The organism is Cupriavidus sp. CER-90, assembly GCF_057652055.1.
The window spans coordinates 763,377-782,355 of sequence record NZ_JBYGYM010000002.1 but is presented as its reverse complement, the minus strand read 5'-3'; the positions used below and the strand labels follow the sequence as shown (position 1 = coordinate 782,355).

Genomic DNA, 18,979 nt, shown 5'->3' with positions numbered 1-18,979 from the left:
GCAGGAATCAGCGTACGTAGCCCGGCGGAGGCGGGGGCGGATAGTACGGCTGGTAGTTGGACGGCGGCATCGCGGCGCGCGCCGGCGGCTGTGCCGTCACCATCTGTCCATAGACCGGCACGCGATTGCCGCTGGCGTACATGCACTGGACATAGGCGGCGTCATAGGCCCGCTGCGAGCCGTATCCGGCGTTGTACGAATTGCCGGCCCCGACTGCGGAGCCGGTCAGCAAGCCGACACCGGCACCCACGGCAGCGCCCTCGCCGCCACCAAACGCCGCACCTGCCGCCGCGCCCAGCGCCGTGCCCACCACGGCGCTGCCCACGGCGGCCGTGTTGGCGTTCTGCTGCGGCGTGGTGCTGCCCACCTGCCCGAAAGCGAACTGCCGGCAGTTGTAGTCGTCGCCACGGAACTGGTCGAACGTCTTGTTGGTGCCCGGCAGCGCCATCACGCTCGGACCCGACGGCATCACCGCGCAGGCACCGAGGCCCAGCGACGCGGCCATCAGCAGACTCAGCGAACGCAATCTCATGAGGTGGCTCCAGGAGCAGGGGCAGGGATAGGGGCAGCGGACGACGGCGCATGGGGCTGCTCGCGCTGCCAGCCACCCGGGCATTCCTTCACGTACGGAAAGTAGCCTTCGGGCCGGGCGCAGTGATACCACCAGGCGTTGGGCGACGACCCATCGGTGATGGTGGGATTGCCGTCGCTGCCCTGTTCGATGTATTGCGGCGGTTCCGCCGGAGGCGCCGCCACGACGGCAGGCGCAGGATAGTAACCAGGGTAGTAGCCCGGTGCGTAATACGGTCCATACGGATACCAGCCGGGGCCCCATCCCGGCCCCCATCCCCAGCCCGGTCCCACGTAGACCCCTACGCCCACGCGTCCATGCCCGTGGCCGCCACGGTAATACCCATGGGCCAGCGATGTGGTGCTGTACCCCGCCGCGCCCATCGCGGCCAATGCCAGAACGATCTGGCAGAGCTTGCGCCCGTTCATGATGTGTACCTCGAGTTCCTGCCTGTGCTTAACGTCCGAAGCTGGCGCCCGGACGACTGGCGGCAACCGCCATGTCTTGCATTGAATATCAATTTGCCGCAGGCAGGGGCATTTCGGGGCATCCGGAAATGTGGCGTTACCTTTATTACGGGCGGGACGAAGACAGCGAACGCAGCGGCAAGGGTGCGCCACCAGGGCGCGACACCGCCGACTTATGCCGCCACCCAGTCCCCCGACTTCCCGCCGTGCTTTTCCAGCAACTTGACGTTGCCCATCACCATGCCGCGGTCCACGGCCTTGCACATGTCGTAGATGGTGAGTAGCGCCACCTGCACGCCGGTCAGGGCTTCCATTTCCACGCCGGTCTGGCCGTGTGTCTCGGTGCGCACCACGCAGGCGATGGTGGCGCTCGGCTCGTCGAGCGCGAAATCGACGGCCACGCGGGTCAGGCCGATGGGGTGGCACAGCGGGATCAGGTCGGCCGTACGCTTGGTGGCCATGATGGCCGCCACGCGCGCAATGCCGAGCACGTCGCCCTTTTTGGCGGTGCCGTCGCGGACCAGCGCGAAGGTTTCGGGCAGCATCGTGATCGTGCCGGTGGCCACGGCCACGCGATGGGTGCTGGTCTTGTTGCCGACGTCGACCATGTGGGCCTGGCCGGCGGTGTCGAAGTGGGTGAGCTGACTCATGGGCGGCGAAGGAAGATAAGCGGAAAGGTGGGCGGGCAGCCTGATCGCACCGGGCCGGTACGTGGCGCAACACAACGGTGGCCCGCGCCGGGGCCGGCCCGATGGGAACGGCTTGCAGAGGCCGCTATCATAGCAACATGCCCAAGACATCATGGCCTCGCCGCCTGCCCGTCCGGTCGAGTGCCCGCGCCCCGGCGCCCACCGTGCCTGCCGTCCGTGCGTCACATCTGACGCGCGCCGTCGCGGCCGCGCTCGTGCTGACCATGGCGGCCCCGGCATGGCCGCAGGGCACATCCACGACGGCCCCTGGCGCGACGACGGCGCAGCCGGGGCGGACCAGTGCCGCGGCGGCCGCCAATGCCCGGCTGGCCACGGCAACACCGGGGGTGTCCGCGTCCCCGACCACGGCAACGCCATCGGCAGCGGTCGCGGCGCCGGTCCCCACGCTGAACGGCGCGGTCAGCGACCAGGTCTATGACAACCTCAACCGCAGCGTTCGCGCCGGCCAGAAGTCGGAATTCGGCCTGCGCAGCGGCAGCACGGTGGTGGAAAGCGCCGGCATCCAGTTGCCGGACCTGGGCGATCCGTCCACGGCGTCGCTGTCGCCGGACATGGAAAAGCGGCTTGGCGACCGCATCATGCGCAGCATCCGGCGCGATCCGGACTATGTGTCCGATGCCTTGCTGAACGACTACCTGAACGCGCTCGGCTATCGTCTGGTGCAGGCCGCGCGGCGCATGAACATCGCCGGCTCGAACGGCGCCGGCACCTTTGCCACCGGGTTCGAACTGTTCGGCGTGCGTGACCGGTCGATCAACGCGTTCGCCATGCCGGGCGGCTATATCGGCGTGCACACGGGGCTGCTGGTGCAGTCCGATACGGAATCCGAACTGGCGTCGGTGCTGGGCCATGAAATCGGCCACGTCATGCAGCGGCATATCGCCCGCGGCATCACCAGCCAAGACCAGTCGATGTGGATTGCGCTGGCGTCGATGGTGCTGGCCGGCCTGGCCGCCACCAAGAGCGGCGACGCGGCGGCGGCCCTTGCCATGGGCGGGCAGGGCGCGGCCATCGCCAACCAGCTGTCGTTTTCGCGGGGCGCCGAGCGTGAGGCCGATCGCGTGGGCTTCCAGATCATGACAGCCGCCGGCTTCGACCCGCAGGGCATGCCCGATTTCTTCCAGCGCCTGCAGCGCGTGATGGGGATCTCGGACAATTCCGTGCCCGCCTACGTGCGTACCCACCCGCTGACTTCCGAGCGTATCGCGGACATGCAGGATCGCGTGCGGCACGTGGCCGCGCACAAGGTTGGCAATACCCCGGACTATGAATTCGCCCGCGTGCGCGCGGCGGTGTTGCAGTCGCCCACGCCGAACGACCTGCGCAACCTGCTGGCCTCGTTCCAGGCCCAGGTGTCCAAGGCCCCGCCTGTCCGGCTGCCGGCCGTGTATTACGGTATCGCGTTCGCCAACCAGCAGCTGGGCCGTTTTGTGGAGGCCGACAAGGCCCTGGCCGAGGCACGCCGCCTATACGGAACGATTCCGGGCGCCACGTCGGGTACGCCGATGCTGGATGTGATGGCGGTGGAACTGGCGCGCAGCGAAGGCCGCCAGCAGGACGCGCTGACGCAGGCGACCGCCACGCTGAAGGCCTTCCCGCTATCGCACGCGGCCGCGCTGACCTATGCCGACACGCTGCTGGCCACCAACCGGCTGAACGACGCGGTGACCTTCCTGCGCGCGCGCACGCGCGAGGAAACGGGCCGGTCGGAATGGTGGGAATTGCTGGCGCGCGCCTATGCCGCGCAGGGCAAGCGGCTGCAGCAGCATCAGGCACTGGCCGAGAAATACGCGATGGACGGCTCGTACCAGGCGGCCATCGAACAGCTGCAGATTGCGCGCAAGGCCGGGGACGGCGATTTCTATACCCTGTCGGAAGTCGACGCGCGCCTGCACCAGCTGCAGCTTCAGTTCAAGGAAGACCGGCAGGACAACAAGGGCATGCCGAACTAGCGCTCCGGGGCGGGGGACTGACTCCGCCTTGTTGTGCCCTGTTCCGCCTTGTTGCGCTTACTCCGCCGCCGGCGTCCGCACGAAGCCGAACCGCTTTGGCACCTCCGCTTCCACGATCGGCTCGATGTCGAGATTGCGCCCGGCGTGGTGAAAAACACCCAGTACCGCGCCGCATGCGTCGCCATGCCAGTCGCTGGCCGTGCTGAAGGCGTCCAGATCGTGATCGTGCAGCAGTACCGCCTGCTCGCCTTCCACCCCTTCCACGGTGCCGGACAGCACGACGTTGCCGTGCTCGTCGGCAAAGCATGCGGCTGGCGTGAACGCCCGGCCGGTGGTCGTGGCCAGCGCGCCGTTGTGCAGGCGCGCGATCCACGGCGCATACGCCAGCGACACGAACACGCGCTGCGGGCCGTTCTGGAAATACCAGGCGCCGCGCGCGTCGTGCGTGTAGTTGCGTTCGATAAAGCCGATCAGCGCCTCATGGCGGATCGGGTCGCCGGACAGGCCGTGCTGTTGCGCGAACTCGTTGCGCATGCGCCATTGGCCGCGCCGGTCCAGCGCCAGCCAGCCGAAGCAGTTTGGCACGTTCGGCCAGCGCGCCATGGCTTGCTTGACCACTTCATCCATGGTGTCTCCTTTATGTGCCGATGCCGTCGAAGAAGCCCAGGATCCGCTCGGGCAGCCATTCGATATGGCCGGCTCGGGGCAGCAGCGGCAGTTGGCCCAGCAGGCCGCCGCGCGGGGTCATGAAGCCGACGTGGCCGCCGTACTCGGGCTGCTCCAGCAGCACGTCCGCGCTGACATCGGCCGGGCCGGGCAGGTGCCGGGCGGGCAGGAACGGGTCATTGCGGGCATTGAGCACCAGCGTCGGGATGCGGATCTCGCCCAGGATGGGTTTGCTGGCGGCGCGGGCCCAGTAGTCGTCGGTATCGCGAAAGCCGTGCAGCGGCGCGGTCACCACATTGTCGAACGCGTACAGGTCGCGGCTGCGCAGCATGGTTTCGCGGTCGAACAGGCCCGGGAACTGGTCGAGCTTGGCCAGCGACTTGCGCTTGAGCGTCTGCAGGAACATGCGTGTGTAGAGCATGTTGAAGCCGCTGGAGAGCGCGGCGCCGCCGGCTGCCAGATCCAGCGGCGCCGAGATGGCCGCCGCGCCGCGCAGGAAGCTGGCGTCGCGGCCATCCTCGCCCAGAAAGCGCAGCAGCGCGTTGCCGCCCAGCGAGATGCCCACGGCCAGCATTGGCCGGCCGGGCCCGGTGGCCTGCTGCTGGTCGCGCAGCCGGTGCAGTACCCAGCGGATCTCGGCCGAATCGCCCGAATGATAGAAGCGCGGCGCCTGGTTCAGTTCGCCGGAGCAGCCCCGGAAATGCGGAATCACGCCTTGCCAGCCACGGTCTTGCAGCGCCGTCATCAGCGTTTGCGCGTAGTGGCTGCTGGAGTCGCCCTCCAGGCCGTGGAACATCACCACCAGCGGCGCGCCGGGCGTCGTGGGGTGGGTGGTCCAGTCCAGGTCGATGAAGTCGCCGTCCGGCGTGGCCCAGCGTTCGCGGCGGAACGCGATGCGGCGGTGCCGCGTGAAGCGGGCCGGCAGGATGGTCTGGGCGTGGCCGCCGCGCAGCCACCACGGTGTCTGGAACGTGTCGCCGAACAGCATGGCCCGCGCAGCCGTCAATGCAGCGCCTGCCCCGGTGCGGCGGCCACGGCGGCCACCTGCACGGCGTTGGCAGGGCTGCAGTGGATATGGGCCAGGCGCCAGCCTTCGTGGTTCTGCATCAGCACATAGGTGGTGTGGACGAACAGGTCGGCTTCCACACGGCCTTCGCCAAAGCGCAGGGCCTCGGTAACGTCGAAGATCGACACGCCCAGCGACGCATGGCTGCTGGTCTCGATGGCGTCGATCAGCACGGGCTGCTCTTCCAGCAACTGCGCAAAGGCCTGGCGCAGGTTCTCATGACCGATCAGGCGCTGGCCGTCGGGCATGACGCAGGTGACCGAATCCTCGTCCAGCCACAGGCGCAGCGCGCCATCGGCGTCGCGCAGCTTCATGGCTTCACGGAAGGCCTCGACGATGTCTTCGGCGGAATCGAACAGACGGGCGAAACGGGGCATGTTGATTGGGTCAGGGACGGTGCAGGAGCTTGCGCAACTCGACGAACACCATTTCGGGTTCGATTTCCTTCAGGCAGCGCAGGTGGCCCAGCGGGCACTCGCGCTTGAAGCAGGGGCTGCACTCAAGTTGCAGCCACATGATACTCGCTGCCTGTGACAGTGGGGGCGTATGGCGCGGGTCACTGGAACCGTAGACGGCCACCTGGGGCCGGTTCAGCGCGGCGGTCACATGCATCAGGCCCGAGTCGTTGCAGACCGCCGCCTCGGACAGCGCCAGCAGGTCCACCGCATCGTCCAGCGAGGTCTGGCCGCACAGGTTGCGCACGAACGGCGCGCCCTGCACGATCTCTTCGGCAATCTCGGCATCCTTGCCCGACCCCAGCGTGACGATCTGTGCATACGGATAGGACCGGCGCAGCATCTGCGCCAGCGCCGCGAAGTGCGCGGCGGGCCAGCGTTTGGCCGGGCCGTATTCCGCACCGGGGCAGAACGCGATCACGCGCGTGCCCGGCGCGATGCCGAAGCGCGCGGCCGTGGCGGCCATGCGCGCCGGGTCCACCTTGAGGCGCGGATCGGGAATCGATTCGGGCAGCCGCGCGCCGGGCTTGAGCGCCAGGCGGGCGTAGTGCTCCACCATCGGCGGACGCTTGTCGCGCGGCGGGTTGGCATGGCGCACGTTGAGCATGCCGAAGCGCGCTTCGCCACGATAGCCGACGCGCAGCGGGATGCCGGCCAGGAACGGGATCAGCGACGACTTCAGCGAATTCGGCAGCACGTAGGCCACGTCGTAGCCCTCGTGCTTGAGCTGCTGCGCGAACATCAGGCGCGCGCTGAGCTGCAGCTTGCCGTGCGCCAGATCGCTCGGGAACACCTTGCTGATCTCGGGCATGCGTGCCAGCACCGGGGCGACCCATTTGGGCGCCAGGGCGTCGATGACCAGGCGTGGATGGCGCGCCTTGAGCAACGCGAACAGCGGTTGCGCCATCAGCGCGTCGCCAATCCAGTTAGGGGCGATGACTAGGGCTTTTTTCATGTCTGTGGGTATTGCCTGGCCCTTTGTTGCGTGGCCCTGTTTTGCTTGCCCGGGCATGTCAACGCCCCGGGGCGCTGGGCGGCCCGGGGCGTCAGGTCGAAACGGCAGGAAATGGCGTGGGTCGGGCAGGTCAGTGGTGACCCTTCAGCACGGTGCCGGGCTTGAGCTTGTACACGGTGCCGCAGTACGGGCACTTCACTTCGCCGGTGTCCACCACGTCCAGGAAGACGCGCGGATGGTAGTTCCAGGCCGGGGTGTTGCCGGTGGGGCAATGCAGCGGAATGTCTTCTGCGCCGATTTCGACGACGGTTGCGGTTTGCGTCATGGTCTTGCGGTTGTGTTGCAGGGATGGATGCGGATTGTGGCGGACGGCACCGATCAGACCGGCGTCAGCCACTTCCTGTACGTCTCGTCGGTACCGCCCACGGCCGCGGAGCACGCGTGGCACAGACAAAAGCCGTAAAGGCGCCATTGTAAGCCGGGGGGCCTTGCGTGCCAACGCGGCGCGGCACACACAGCGTTCTACAATCGCACCTTCGATCCGACCCGCGCGCCGCCCGCTACCCGTGTCCCAGCCCGATCCCACCTCCGACGAACCTGACGATCCTGCCCGCGGCGACCGCTGGCAGGACGCGCTGGGCGCGCTCGAGGCACTGGCCGGTGGCGAACCGGCCCCGGACGCCACCGGCACGGGCCGCCGCCTGCTGTGGGCGCTGACGCTCGATGCGGACGGCGAGATCGGCACCATCGAGCCGATGGAGCAAAGCTGGGGCGCGCGTGGCTGGACGCGCCCGCGCCCCGTGACGCTGGCGCGCGTGGCCGACGACGACACGCTGCCGCCCTGGGATGCCCGCGTGGCGCGCGCCATCCGGCGCGACAGTTCACGCAACCGCCGTCTGGTGCTGGACCGCGCCGCCGCCATCATGGCGATGGTCGGCCATCCTGCCGTGGTGCTGGCGCACGCGCCCACCGTGCCGATGGAGGTGCTTGAGGCGGCACCCGCGCTGGAGGCCGTGCGCGAAGGCGACCGCTTTGCGCTGCGCATCGTGCCGCCCATGCGTGCGCCGAAGTCGATGGAGGATTTCCTGCCGGCCGCCGCGAAACAGGAAGCCGAAGCCCTGCGCCAGGTGACGGTGCTGCAGGACGGCGCGCGCCGCCTGCGCGTGATCCGCTTCACCGCGGCCCAGCAGGAGGCCGCCAGGCTGATCGCCGGGGGCCTGACCGTGCCGGCCACCGCGCAGGCGCGGCTGGACAGCACGTTGCGCGCGCTGGCCGGCCACTTCCAGATCCACGCCGACAGTTCGGGCGAAGCGCGCGAACGCGACCCCGAATCGCGGCTGCGGGCCGAAGTGGCGCCGGTCGGGCGCGGCATCAGCCTGCGCCTGGTGGTGACACCGCTCGGGCCGCTTGGCCCGCGCATGGCCCCGGCGCATGGCCGCGCCCAGCTGATGGCGACGATTGGCGGCGACACGCTGGTCACCCATCGCGACCTGGCGGCCGAGCAGGCCCATGTGGCCGAGGTGTTCGATGCGCTGCCGTTCCTGGTGCAGCAGGCGCCCGCCGGCGGCGAGCATAGCTGGACGCTGGACGACCCCGAAGACGCGCTGACCGTGATCGAGACCCTGCCGGGCCTGGCCGGCGTGATCGACCTCGAATGGCCGCGCGGCCGCGCATTGCGCGTGCTGTCCGCCGATCTGCCGCAACTGGCGGTCAGCGTGGAAACCGGCAGCGAATGGTTCAAGCTGGTGGGCGAACTGCACGTGGCCGAAGGCCTGGTGCTGTCGCTGGAAAAGCTCGTGGCCTGGGCCCATGGCCATGCGGGCCGCTTTATCGCGATGGACCACGGCGTGTACGTGGCGCTGACCCGCCAGCTGCGCGAGCGCCTGCGCGACCTGGCCGCCGTGGGCGACGGCGTGCGCGATGGCATCCGCGTGCCGCTGGTGGCCACGCCGTGGCTCGACGACGTGCTGGCCGGCGTGGGCATCGATCCCGACGCGCACTTCCGCACGCGCGTGAAGCGGCTGCACAGCGCGCGGGAGGCCGATGCGCCGGTACCCGCCACGCTGGCGGCCGACCTGCGCGCGTACCAGGTGGAGGGCTATCGCTGGATGATGTCGCTGGCCGAGGCCGGTTTCGGCGCCTGTCTGGCGGACGACATGGGCCTGGGCAAGACGCTGCAGGCGCTGGCCGTGCTGCTGGCGCGCGCGGCGGGCGGCCCGGCGCTGGTGGTGGCCCCCACGTCGGTCTGCGGCAACTGGGCGGCCGAGGCGCGGCGCTTTGCCCCGGCGCTGCGGGTGCATGTCTATGCCGAAGGCGACCGGTCGGCCATCGTCGAACAGGCCGGCGCGCACGATCTGGTGATCGTCTCGTACAACCTGCTGCAACAGGCGCGCCGCGCGTTCTGCGAGCGGTCCTGGCACACCGTGGTGGCCGACGAGGCACAGTCGTTCAAGAACCCGTCGTCGCGACGCGCGCAGGCCATGTTCGCGTTGCAGGCCGACGGCCGTATTGCGCTGTCCGGCACGCCCGTGGAAAACCGCCTGGCGGAACTGTGGGCCGTGATGCGCTTCTGCAATCCCGGACTGCTGGGATCGCTGGCGCGCTTCAACGAGCATTTTGCGAATCCGATCGAGCGCAACGGGGCCCGCGACCCGCGCGCCCGCTTGCGCCGGATGATCGCGCCATTCGTATTGCGCCGGACCAAGGCGCAAGTTCTGGACGAACTGCCATCCCGCACGGAGCTGGTGATCCGCGTGGCCCCTGAACCGGCCGAGGCCGCGCACTACGAGGCGCTGCGCCGCCAGGCGCTGTCCGAGGCCGAACGCGCGCTGTTCCGGCCGAAGACGGACCGCAAGGCGCGCGCCACGCTGCCCGAGCCGCAGGCGCGCATCCACGTGCTGGCGCAACTGACGCGCATGCGCCGCGCGGCCTGCGATCCGCGCCTGGTCACGCCCGAGACCGGCCATCCCGGCGCCAAGGTGCGCGCCTTCGCCGAACTGGCGGCCACGCTGGCGGCCAATGGCCACAAGACGCTGGTGTTCAGCCAGTTCGTCGATTTCCTGCAGTTGCTGCGCCAGCCGCTGGACGAGGCCGGGCTGGCCTGCCAGTACCTGGACGGCGCCACGCCCGCCGCCGAACGCACCCGGCGGGTGGCGGCCTTCCAGGCCGGCGAGGGCGATGTGTTCCTGATCAGCCTGAAGGCCGGTGGCTTTGGGCTGAACCTGACCGCGGCCGATTACGTCGTGATCGCGGACCCGTGGTGGAACCCGGCCGCCGAAGACCAGGCGATGGGCCGCGCGCACCGCATCGGCCAGCAGCGGCCGGTCACGGTCTACCGCCTGATCACGGCCGGCACGATCGAGGAGCGCATCGTCGATCTGCACCAGGGCAAGCGCGCCCTGGCCGAAGGGGTGCTCGACGCGTCCGCCGGTGAAGCCACCGGCCGCGACGTGCCGCTGCCCGATATCGACGAACTGGTGGGTTTGCTGCGGCGCTGAGCTCGCTCCCGATGTTTGTCTCCCCGCTCCGCCTGCGGGAGAGGGGCCTGAGGGATTGCACCAAACGGTATACAAAATCGTCACCCATTTGGTGCGGACGCACAATCTCAGGTCTTGTTGGCAAGGTGCGTTTTTTGCGGCGTGACCGGTGTCAGGTGCCTGCTCTCTCCCCCGGCCCCCCTCCCGCAAGCGGGAGAAGGGGAATTCATGGCGGTCCCGCGTCCTTGCTGCGGTGCATCGCGCCTTGGCACAAATACTGCCTTGAGATTCTGCGAATGCGGAATATAGTATACCGAATTGTCGAAATTCGACGCCCAGCTTCCGACACGCCCCCCAGGTTCGGCCAACCTTTTGCGCCGCGCCCATGACAACAACGGAGCCACTGTGACCCTGCCTGACCCCATGCCGGCCGATCCGTCCCGGCCAGATGTCCGCTGGATGCCCGCCCACGTTGCTGCCGCGCAATTGGCACGCGGCGAGACCACGGCGCTGGCGCTGGTCGATGCGTGCCAGGCGGCCTGGGACGCCCATCACGGTCAGGTCAATGCGATCGTGCTGGCCGATTTCGAGGCGGCCCGCGAGGCGGCCATGCAAAGCGATGCGCGCCGGCAGGCGGGTCGTTCGCGCGGGCCGCTCGACGGCGTGCCGTTCTCGATCAAGGAATCGTTCGATGTGGCCGGCTGGCCCACCACGTGCGGCGTGCCGGCGCGCGCCACGCATCGCGCGGGGGCCGACGCCGTGGTGGTCGAGCGCCTGCGCGCGCACGGCGCCGTGCTGCTGGGCAAGACCAACGTGCCGCTGGGCCTGCGCGACTGGCAGAGCTACAACGCGGTCTACGGCACCACCCGCAATCCGCACGACCTGTCGCGCACGCCGGGCGGGTCCTCGGGCGGCAGCGCCGCGGCGGTCTGCGCCGGCATGAGTTTCTTCGATATCGGCTCGGACATCGGCTCGTCGCTGCGTAACCCGGCGCATTACTGCGGCGTGTTTTCGCACAAGAGCAGCCACGGCATCGTGCCGTTGCGCGGCCATGGCAATGCGCGGGCCGGGTTTGCCGCGCAGGACATCAACGTGGCCGGCCCCGTGGCCCGCAGCGCGCGCGACCTGGAACTGGTGCTGCGCGCCATAGTCGGGCCAGATGCCGCCGACGCGCCGGCATGGCGGCTCGACCTGCCGCCGTGCGACCACACCCGGCTGTCCGATTTCCGCGTGGCCGTGCTGCCGACCCACCCGCTGGCCGAGGTCGATGGCACCGTCAGCAGCGCCATCGAGCAGCTGGGGCACCAGTTGGCGGCAGCCGGCGCCCAGGTGGCCTGGAATGTCCGACCAGACTTCGATGCCGCGCAGTTGTGGCGCATCTACGTGCTGCTGTTGCGCGCCACCACGTCGCTGCATATGGATGACGCCGCATTCGCCGATGCGTTGGCACGTGCCGGCGACCCCGACGGCGACGACGCCGAGTACGCCTCGCTGCAGTTCACCGGTGCCGCGCTGAGCCATCGGCACTGGCTGCTGATGCAGCATGCGCGCGAGACCTTTGCCCGGGCCTGGAATCGTTTCTTCGGCGATTTCGACGTATTGCTATGCCCGGCCGCGTCCACCACGGCCTTTCCAATCGACGAGGACGGAGAGCCGTGGCAACGCACGATCACGGTCAATGGCCAGCCGTGGCCGCTGACGTCGCAGTTGTTCTGGGCCGGCCATTCGGGGCTGTGCGGTCTGCCCTCGACGGTGGCGCCGATCGGCCCGGCGCGCGACGGCTTGCCGGTGGGCGTGCAGATCGTGGCGCGCCGCTACGGCGATCTCACATCGTTGCGCCTCGCGCAGTTGCTGGAAGACGCCGGCCATGGCTTCCGGCCCCCGCGCATCGCCAAATCGCCAGATCGCTAGATCGCTAAATCACCAACAAGTTACGACATCGCTACATCGCAAATTCGCAATATCGCTAAAAGGGGAGGGCGATCATGCTGGACTGGTTCAAGGAGTTGTCGCGCGCCGAGCGCAAGGGGTTCTACGGGGCGTTCCTGGGGCATGCGGTCGATGTGTTCGACTTCATGATCTATTCGTTCCTGATTTCGACGCTGCTGGCGCAGTGGGGCATGAGCAAGTCGATGGCCGGCGCCATCGTCACGTGGACGCTGGTGTCGTCGCTGGTGGGCGCCGTCGGCGCGGGCCTGCTGGCCGACCGCTTTGGCCGCGTGCGCGTGCTGCGCTGGACCATCCTGGTGTTCGCGGTGTCCTGCTTCCTCTGCGGCATCGCCAATTCGCCAGAACAGCTGATGGTATTCCGCATGCTGCAGGGCCTGGGCTTTGGCGGGGAATCGTCGCTGTGCATGGTGCTGGTGACCGAACTGATCCGCAATCCGGCGCATCGCGGCAAATATTCGGGCTTCACGGCCAGCAGCTATTCGTTCGGCTGGGGCGGCGCGGCCATCGCCTATGCCATCACGTTCAACCTGTTCGAGCCCGAAACGGCGTGGCGGGTCTGCTTCTTCCTGGGCATCCTGCCCGCGCTGGTGGTGGTCTACCTGCGCCGCAACCTGGACGAGCCCGAAGTCTTCCTGAAGAGCCGGGCCGAGCGCGGCAGGGTCTCGGCCACTGCCGACCTGGCGCGCGTGTTCCGCAAGCCGCTGCTGAAGAAGACGCTGCTGTGCAGCCTGCTGTCGGGCGGCATGCTGGGTGCCTACTACGCCATTGCCACGTGGCTGCCGACGTTCCTGAAGACCGAGCGCGGCCTGTCGGTATTCGGCACCAGTTCCTATCTGGCCGTGACGATCCTGGGCTCGCTGGTCGGCTACGTGGCCGGCGCCTATGCCACCGATCGCTGGGGCCGGCGCCTGACCTACATCGCCTTTGCGGCGGGCGCCTTCGTGATGGCCATGATCTATATGGTGATTCCGGTATCGAACACGTCGATGTTGTTCCTGGGCTTTCCGCTCGGGGTGCTGATGCAGGGCGTGTTCTCGGGCATCGGCGCCACGATCTCCGAGTCGTACCCGAGCAGCGTGCGGGCCACCGGCTACGGCGTGGCGTACAACCTGGGCCGCGTGATCGGATCGTTTTTCCCGCTGGCCGTGGGCTGGCTCAACAGCGGTCGCACGTCGCTGGCGCTGGCCATCGCCATGGTGGCTGGCGTCGGCTACGCGCTGGTGATGGTATCGGCGGCGTTGCTGCCCGAAACGTCGGGCATCGACCTGGGACAGGCCGGCGGCGGCGACCACGACGATGCCGCCGAGCCCGTGGGCGCCACCGCAGTGCCGCTGGCGCCTGCCGCGCCGGCCAGCAAGCCGGCCTGAACCGGACGGGATTCCGCAGCGAGGTGCCGGAAGGCCGGGGCCGGATCGCCATGTGACGGTGGCGCTTTGACCTCGAAACAACAGTCGCCCCGTGCGCAATTAAGCCGCTGCTTACCAGCGGCGCCGGCGGCCCTATAATGGCTGCTCCGCCATCGGCCACGCGTTTCGAGCGTGGCCGATGGTCCTTCCTGACGGCAATGCCGCACAAGACGGCCTGCCGTACCGTCTCTTCTCATCTCGCCATGACACCCCGACAGTCGTCCCCGGTGTGGTTGCGCCTCTGGCATCGCTTTGCCGAGGTGGAGCGCAACGCCTTTCTCGACGGCGCGCGATTTTTCGCGCCCTCGCTGCCCGCGGTATTTTCGTGGGGCCTGGTCACCGGGGTGGCCATGAGCAAATCGGCGCTGACCGTGCCCGAGGCCATCGGCATGTCGCTGCTGGTCTATGCCGGGTCCGCGCAACTGGCCGTGCTGCCGCTGTTCGCGGCGGGCATGCCGATCTGGACGGTCTGGCTCACGGCCGCCGTCGTCAACCTGCGTTTCGTGATCTTCAGCGCCGCGCTGCAGCCGCATTTCAACTATCTGCCGGGCTGGCGCCGTACGCTGCTGGGCTTCTTCAACGGCGACCTGCACTTTGTCTACTTCATGCAGCGGTACGCCGAGCCGGGCTACGCGCCAGGCAAGGAGGGGTATTTCTGGGGCATGGCGCTGATCAACTGCGCCACGTGGCAGGTGTCGTCGATCATCGGCATCGTGCTGGCCAGCCTGTTCCCGGACAGCTGGGGCCTGGCGCTGGCCGGCACGCTGGCGCTGATCCCGGTGATGATCGCGACGATCAACTCGCGCTCGACGCTGATGGCCGTGGTGGTGGCGGCGGTGGTGGCGCTGCTGTGCTTCGACCTGCCGTACCGTCTGGCGCTGGTGATTGCCGTGGTGGCCGCGATTGCCGCCGGCATGGCCAGCGACGAGATGGCGGCGCGCGCCACGCTGCGCGGTATCCGTGCCCGCAAGGGCCGCCAGCCGACCGGAGACCAGGCATGAGCCATCTCGATACCTGGATCGCCATCCTCGGCATGACCGTGGTGACCGTGTTCTCGCGGGCGCTGTTCCTGATGGCGGGCGAGCGCGTCACGGTGCCCGACCGCATCCAGCGCGCGCTGCGCTACGCGCCGGCCGCCGCGCTGGCGGCCATCATCCTGCCCGATCTGCTGACCTTCGAAGGCCATTTCACGATCGGCCCCGGCAACGACAAGCTCATGGCGGGCATTGCCGCCACGGTCTGCTATGTGCTGACCAAGCGCATGGTCGGGATGATCGTGGTGGGCATGGCGGTGTACACCGCCCTGCGACTGCTGGGCTAGACGGGCTGGGCTTCCCGATGGGCCGGCTCGGCCAGGATGCTGCCCAGGCGCGTCAGCAGGTGGGCCAGCTGGGCCTGGGTGCTGGTCCCGGTCTTGGTGAAGATGGCCTTGAGCTGCGAACGCCCCGTTTCGCGCTTGATCCCGAGCTGCATGCACGCATCGGGCAGGCCGATGCCCGTGACCAACAGCATGGCCAGCCGGTTTTCGGCCGGCGTCAGGCCGTAGAGATCGCGCAGCACGGCCGGCACCGCACGCGGGGGGTCATTCGTCTCGTGGATGGCCACCAGGATGGGCTGTCCTTCCCATTCCGACGACAGGTAGAGCGCCGGCGTCAGCGCCACGGCCACGATCTGTGCCCCGCGGCCATCGGTGCCGGTGGCGTGGATGGCCTGCGCCGGCTGCAGCGTGTTGGGGTCGCACAGCGCACGCACGACATCGGCAAACGGCCGCGACAGGCGCCAGCCATTGCCGTTGCCATGGATGCCGGCGTGCGGGTCCGCGGCCTCGCCGGACTGCAGCCGGCGCGTCCAGGGCTGCCCGGCGGCATTGGCCAGCAGGACCTTGCCCGATTCCGAAAAGACGACCACCCCGAAAGGCAGCCGGTCCAGCAGGTCGGCAGAAACGTGGCCGCGCGCCGCGACGGCATGCGTGCGGTCGCGCAGGGCCATGGCTTCGCGCAGGTGCGGAATGACCCAATCCAGCCCGCGGGCGTCGGCCTCCGCATAGCCGTCCTCGTTGGCCGGACGCTGGAGCACCAGGTAGATTTCATGCGCCGGACGGCGGTCGACCAGGCAGGCCATGACCGATGTCAGCACCACGTCGTCGAACGGTTCGCCGCGAAACGGCTGGTGCTGGGCCGTGGCGCCGGCGGTATCGCGCTGGTCGATATACCAGCCGCCCACCGCCATGGACCCCGACGCCGGCATGCCGCCGTGCAGCCGGTAGGGCGGCGGCAGGATGGCCAGGTTGTCGGGGGCGCGGTTGACCAGGTGGCGAACCTGCACGGTCTGCTGCACGGTATCCAGCACGAGCAGCGATGCCTGGAGGCTGCCGCTTTGTTCGCACAGCGCGTGGAGGCTGCGCTGCCACGCAAGGGGCTCGAATACGCCCAGATAGAGACCGCGAATGGTCTCGTGCATGTCAGATGCGTTCATTACATGACTTCCTTTGTCCGGTTCGACGGCGAGCGCGCAAGCGAAGGGTGCCGCCGTGCATCGCGACCCTGCGAAAAGGGGCGACGTGGTCTTTGCGTGCCAGGGCTGGGGCGCGGAATTGCCTGCGGTGGAGGGCAGGAGGGGCGTCAGCCTCCGTCCAGCGTGGCCGCCAGCTTCGTCAGCAGGTGCGTGAACTGCGCCTGGCTCGTGCAGCCGGTCTTGAGGAAGACGGCCTTGAGCTGGGTGCGCGCGGTCTCGTGGCGAATCCGCATGTGCTGCGCCGCCTCGGGCAAGCCTTCGCCCGTCGCCAGCCGCGATGCAAGCCGCGTTTCGGCCGGGGTCAGGCCGTAGAGGTTGCGCAGCACGGTGTCGAGCAGGACGGAAGGCGCGCCCGCCTCGTGCACCACCACCAGCGCCGCCGGCTGCTGCCACTGCGACGCAAATGCGTGCGTGGGCGGCAGTGGCAGGACAAGCACTTCGGCATGGTTGCCGTGATCGTCGCTGGCGCGCGCGGCCTGCGCGCCTAGCGGATTGCCGGGGTCGCAGGCCGCCTGCACCATCTCGGCAAATGGCCGCGACAGGTGCCACGTCGTGGTCTTGCCCGATGGTTCGAGGCGGCGCGCCCAGCGTTCGCCAGCCGTGTTGGCCAGCAGCAGGTTCCGGTCCGGCGTGTAGATGCCCACGGCGAAGGCCAGCCGTTCGAGCAGGCGGGCCGAGATCGACGCCATGGTCGACAGCGCCAGCGTGCGGTCGCGCATGGCAATGGCGCTGCGCATGTGCGGGATGACCCAGTCGAGCCGGCGCGTGTCCTCGCCCGAGAAGGCGTCCTGCGACAGCGCGCGCTGCATCGAGAAATACACCTCGTAATGCGGCTGCCGTTCCACCAGGCAGGCCACGTACGAGCGCAGTTCGAACCGGTTGAAGAAATCGCGATAGAACGGATGGCGCGCCATGGCCTGCGGGCCAAGATCGCGCGCGTCGATGTACCACGCGCCCGGCACCAGCCGGGGCGCGAACGCCTTGGCCGGATCGATGGACTGGAAATCGTTCTCATAGGTGGTGAACAGCTCCGCCACCGGGTTGACCACTTCGTTGACGGTCACCTGGTCGCGCACCGTGTCCCACACCATCATCGACGCATGCGCCGTGTCGGCAATCTCGGTCAGCGTCCGCAGGCTTTGCTGCCACGCGGCGGGATCGAGGACGCCTTCATACAACCCGCGAATCGCGCCGTGAATGGCGGCGGCTTGTTCCATCTGACTACCCCCTTGCATTCGCCAACATCGGTTCCTTTCCACTTATCCGTTGCGCACGTCCGTGGAAATGGCGGAGCCGGTCTTTGCCGGCTGTCGTCTGGTGTCATGATGTACTAAAACTATCAAAAATAGTTCGAGTGTCTGACTATGCATACGTTTAGTACATTTAGGGCGTACATTACCGCATACGGGGCAGAAGTTGTTAAGACAACATCCCCTCCTTAAGTAGGGTCTTTGCCGGCCCGCCATGTGATGCCCCTGCGGCACCCCCGCGGCAAGGCGCAAATCCGTCACGGCGATCAGGTAAAATGGCGGTTTTCCAGACTTCTGTGGACGGTTGTATGCCGTCCCCGTCCCCGCTCTTATCGCCATGACCTCTGTCCTGCGTCTTACCGATCTCATTTCCCAAGGCAAACTTACCGGCAAGCGTGTGTTTATCCGCGCCGACCTGAACGTGCCGCAAGACGACGCAGGCAACATCACCGAGGACACGCGCATCCGCGCGTCGGTGCCGGCCATCCAGGCCTGCCTGGAAGCCGGCGCTGCCGTGATGGTAACGTCACATCTGGGCCGCCCGACCGAGGGCGAGTTCAAGCCCGAGGATTCGCTGGCCCCGATCGCCACGCGCCTGTCGGAACTGCTCGGCAAGCCGGTGAAGCTGGTCCAGAACTGGGTCGATGGCGTGGAAGTGGCGCCGGGCCAGGTGGTCCTGCTGGAAAACTGCCGCGTCAACAAGGGCGAGAAGAAGAACAGCGACGAACTGGCCCAGAAGATGGCCCGGCTGTGCGACGTCTACGTCAATGACGCCTTCGGCACCGCGCACCGCGCCGAAGCCACCACCCACGGTATCGCCAAATTCGCCCCGATCGCCTGCGCCGGCCCGCTGCTGGCCGCCGAGATCGACGCGCTGGGCCGCGCGCTGGGCCAGCCGGCCCGTCCGCTGGTGGCCATCGTGGCCGGTTCGAAGGTATCGACCAAGCTGACCATCCTGAAGGCGCTGGCCGACAAGGTGGACGGTCTGGTGGTCGGTGGCGGCATTGCCAACACGTTCATGCTGGCCGCCGGCCTGAAGATCGGCAAGTCGCTGGCCGAACCCGACCTGGTGGGCGACGCCCGCGCCATCATCGACATCATGGCCGCGCGCGGCGCATCGGTGCCGATTCCGGTGGACGTGGTCTGCGCCAAGGAATTCAGCGCCACGGCCGCCGCCACGGTCAAGGACGTCAAGGACGTGGCCGACGACGACATGATCCTGGACATCGGTCCGAAGACGGCCGCCATGCTGGCCGACCAGCTCAAGGCCGCCGGCACCATCGTCTGGAACGGCCCGGTCGGCGTGTTCGAGTTCGACCAGTTCGGCAACGGCACCAAGGTGCTGGCCGACGCCATCGCATCGTCGAAGGCGTTCTCGATCGCCGGTGGCGGCGACACGCTGGCCGCCATCGCCAAGTACGGCATCGCCGACCGCATCGGCTACATCTCCACCGGCGGCGGCGCCTTCCTGGAGTTCCTGGAAGGCAAGACGCTGCCGGCGTTCGAAGTGCTGGAACAACGCGCTGCCGGCTGAAACCCGT

At 68.4% G+C, this 18,979-nt stretch carries 17 protein-coding genes; 7 read left to right on the top strand and 10 right to left on the bottom strand.

Annotated features, from left to right (window positions below; all coding sequences use genetic code 11):
- Positions 1-7: 7 nt before the first annotated feature.
- The 3 genes from AC24R4_RS14095 to moaC all read right to left on the bottom strand — a co-directional run bounded on the left by AC24R4_RS14095 (position 8) and on the right by moaC (position 1,688).
- Positions 8-532 (bottom strand): hypothetical protein, encoded by a 525-nt coding sequence (locus tag AC24R4_RS14095; protein WP_487523282.1) that lies wholly within the window; start codon positions 530-532, stop codon positions 8-10.
- Entirely contained in the window at positions 529-999 is a 471-nt protein-coding gene (locus AC24R4_RS14090) for a hypothetical protein (protein WP_487523281.1), read from the bottom strand. The genes AC24R4_RS14095 and AC24R4_RS14090 overlap by 4 nt, the downstream gene beginning before the upstream one ends.
- Before the next feature lie 212 nt (positions 1,000-1,211).
- The gene (gene moaC / locus AC24R4_RS14085) at positions 1,212-1,688 is read right to left on the bottom strand and encodes a cyclic pyranopterin monophosphate synthase MoaC (protein WP_400397619.1); all 477 of its coding nucleotides are present in this window, start codon (positions 1,686-1,688) and stop codon (positions 1,212-1,214) included.
- A gap of 101 nt (positions 1,689-1,789) precedes the next feature.
- On the opposite strand from moaC, the gene AC24R4_RS14080 reads away from it, so the two are divergent.
- A complete protein-coding gene (locus tag AC24R4_RS14080) occupies positions 1,790-3,700 on the top strand; it encodes a beta-barrel assembly-enhancing protease (RefSeq protein WP_487523280.1) in 1,911 nt (636 codons plus the stop codon).
- 57 nt (positions 3,701-3,757) lie between these two features.
- Here AC24R4_RS14080 and AC24R4_RS14075 read toward each other — a convergent pair whose 3' ends face one another.
- The 5 genes from AC24R4_RS14075 to AC24R4_RS14055 form a co-directional block, all read right to left on the bottom strand.
- Positions 3,758-4,327, bottom strand: coding sequence for a DUF2946 family protein (locus AC24R4_RS14075; protein ID WP_487523279.1), 570 nt, complete (start codon positions 4,325-4,327; stop codon positions 3,758-3,760).
- A gap of 10 nt (positions 4,328-4,337) precedes the next feature.
- On the bottom strand, positions 4,338-5,354 hold the full coding sequence (locus AC24R4_RS14070) for a YheT family hydrolase (RefSeq protein WP_400394575.1): 1,017 nt from the start codon (positions 5,352-5,354) through the stop codon (positions 4,338-4,340).
- A 14-nt stretch (positions 5,355-5,368) separates the two neighbouring features.
- The gene (locus AC24R4_RS14065) at positions 5,369-5,809 is read right to left on the bottom strand and encodes a YybH family protein (RefSeq protein WP_066739424.1); all 441 of its coding nucleotides are present in this window, start codon (positions 5,807-5,809) and stop codon (positions 5,369-5,371) included.
- Between the two features lie 10 nt (positions 5,810-5,819).
- Positions 5,820-6,842: a lipopolysaccharide heptosyltransferase II gene (waaF, locus tag AC24R4_RS14060; protein WP_400394573.1), complete on the bottom strand. Its 1,023-nt coding sequence runs from the start codon at positions 6,840-6,842 to the stop codon at positions 5,820-5,822.
- 130 nt (positions 6,843-6,972) lie between these two features.
- Positions 6,973-7,167, bottom strand: a complete 195-nt coding sequence (locus AC24R4_RS14055; protein WP_029051276.1) for a zinc-finger domain-containing protein — start codon at positions 7,165-7,167, stop codon at positions 6,973-6,975.
- A gap of 241 nt (positions 7,168-7,408) precedes the next feature.
- Here AC24R4_RS14055 and AC24R4_RS14050 point away from each other — a divergent pair, with 241 nt between their 5' ends.
- The 5 genes from AC24R4_RS14050 (at position 7,409) to AC24R4_RS14030 (ending at position 14,995) form a co-directional block, all read left to right on the top strand.
- Positions 7,409-10,339: a DEAD/DEAH box helicase gene (locus AC24R4_RS14050; protein WP_400394574.1), complete on the top strand. Its 2,931-nt coding sequence runs from the start codon at positions 7,409-7,411 to the stop codon at positions 10,337-10,339.
- A 402-nt stretch (positions 10,340-10,741) separates the two neighbouring features.
- On the top strand, positions 10,742-12,229 hold the full coding sequence (locus AC24R4_RS14045) for an amidase (RefSeq protein WP_487523955.1): 1,488 nt from the start codon (positions 10,742-10,744) through the stop codon (positions 12,227-12,229).
- A gap of 74 nt (positions 12,230-12,303) precedes the next feature.
- Entirely contained in the window at positions 12,304-13,635 is a 1,332-nt protein-coding gene (locus AC24R4_RS14040) for an MFS transporter (RefSeq protein ID WP_400396167.1), read from the top strand.
- 242 nt (positions 13,636-13,877) lie between these two features.
- Positions 13,878-14,675: an AzlC family ABC transporter permease gene (locus tag AC24R4_RS14035; RefSeq protein ID WP_153946620.1), complete on the top strand. Its 798-nt coding sequence runs from the start codon at positions 13,878-13,880 to the stop codon at positions 14,673-14,675.
- Positions 14,672-14,995: an AzlD domain-containing protein gene (locus AC24R4_RS14030; RefSeq protein WP_092595218.1), complete on the top strand. Its 324-nt coding sequence runs from the start codon at positions 14,672-14,674 to the stop codon at positions 14,993-14,995. The genes AC24R4_RS14035 and AC24R4_RS14030 overlap by 4 nt, the downstream gene beginning before the upstream one ends.
- Here the strand turns inward: AC24R4_RS14030 and AC24R4_RS14025 are convergent.
- Positions 14,992-16,149, bottom strand: a complete 1,158-nt coding sequence (locus AC24R4_RS14025) for a helix-turn-helix transcriptional regulator (RefSeq protein WP_487523278.1) — start codon at positions 16,147-16,149, stop codon at positions 14,992-14,994. The two genes, AC24R4_RS14030 and AC24R4_RS14025, sit on opposite strands and share 4 nt — an antisense overlap.
- Positions 16,150-16,295: 146 nt before the next feature.
- The gene (locus tag AC24R4_RS14020; protein WP_400393825.1) at positions 16,296-17,405 is read right to left on the bottom strand and encodes a helix-turn-helix transcriptional regulator; all 1,110 of its coding nucleotides are present in this window, start codon (positions 17,403-17,405) and stop codon (positions 16,296-16,298) included.
- 370 nt (positions 17,406-17,775) lie between these two features.
- Here AC24R4_RS14020 and AC24R4_RS14015 point away from each other — a divergent pair, with 370 nt between their 5' ends.
- Positions 17,776-18,972 (top strand): phosphoglycerate kinase, encoded by a 1,197-nt coding sequence (locus tag AC24R4_RS14015; protein ID WP_400393823.1) that lies wholly within the window; start codon positions 17,776-17,778, stop codon positions 18,970-18,972.
- The last annotated feature ends 7 nt before the right edge of the window (positions 18,973-18,979 follow it).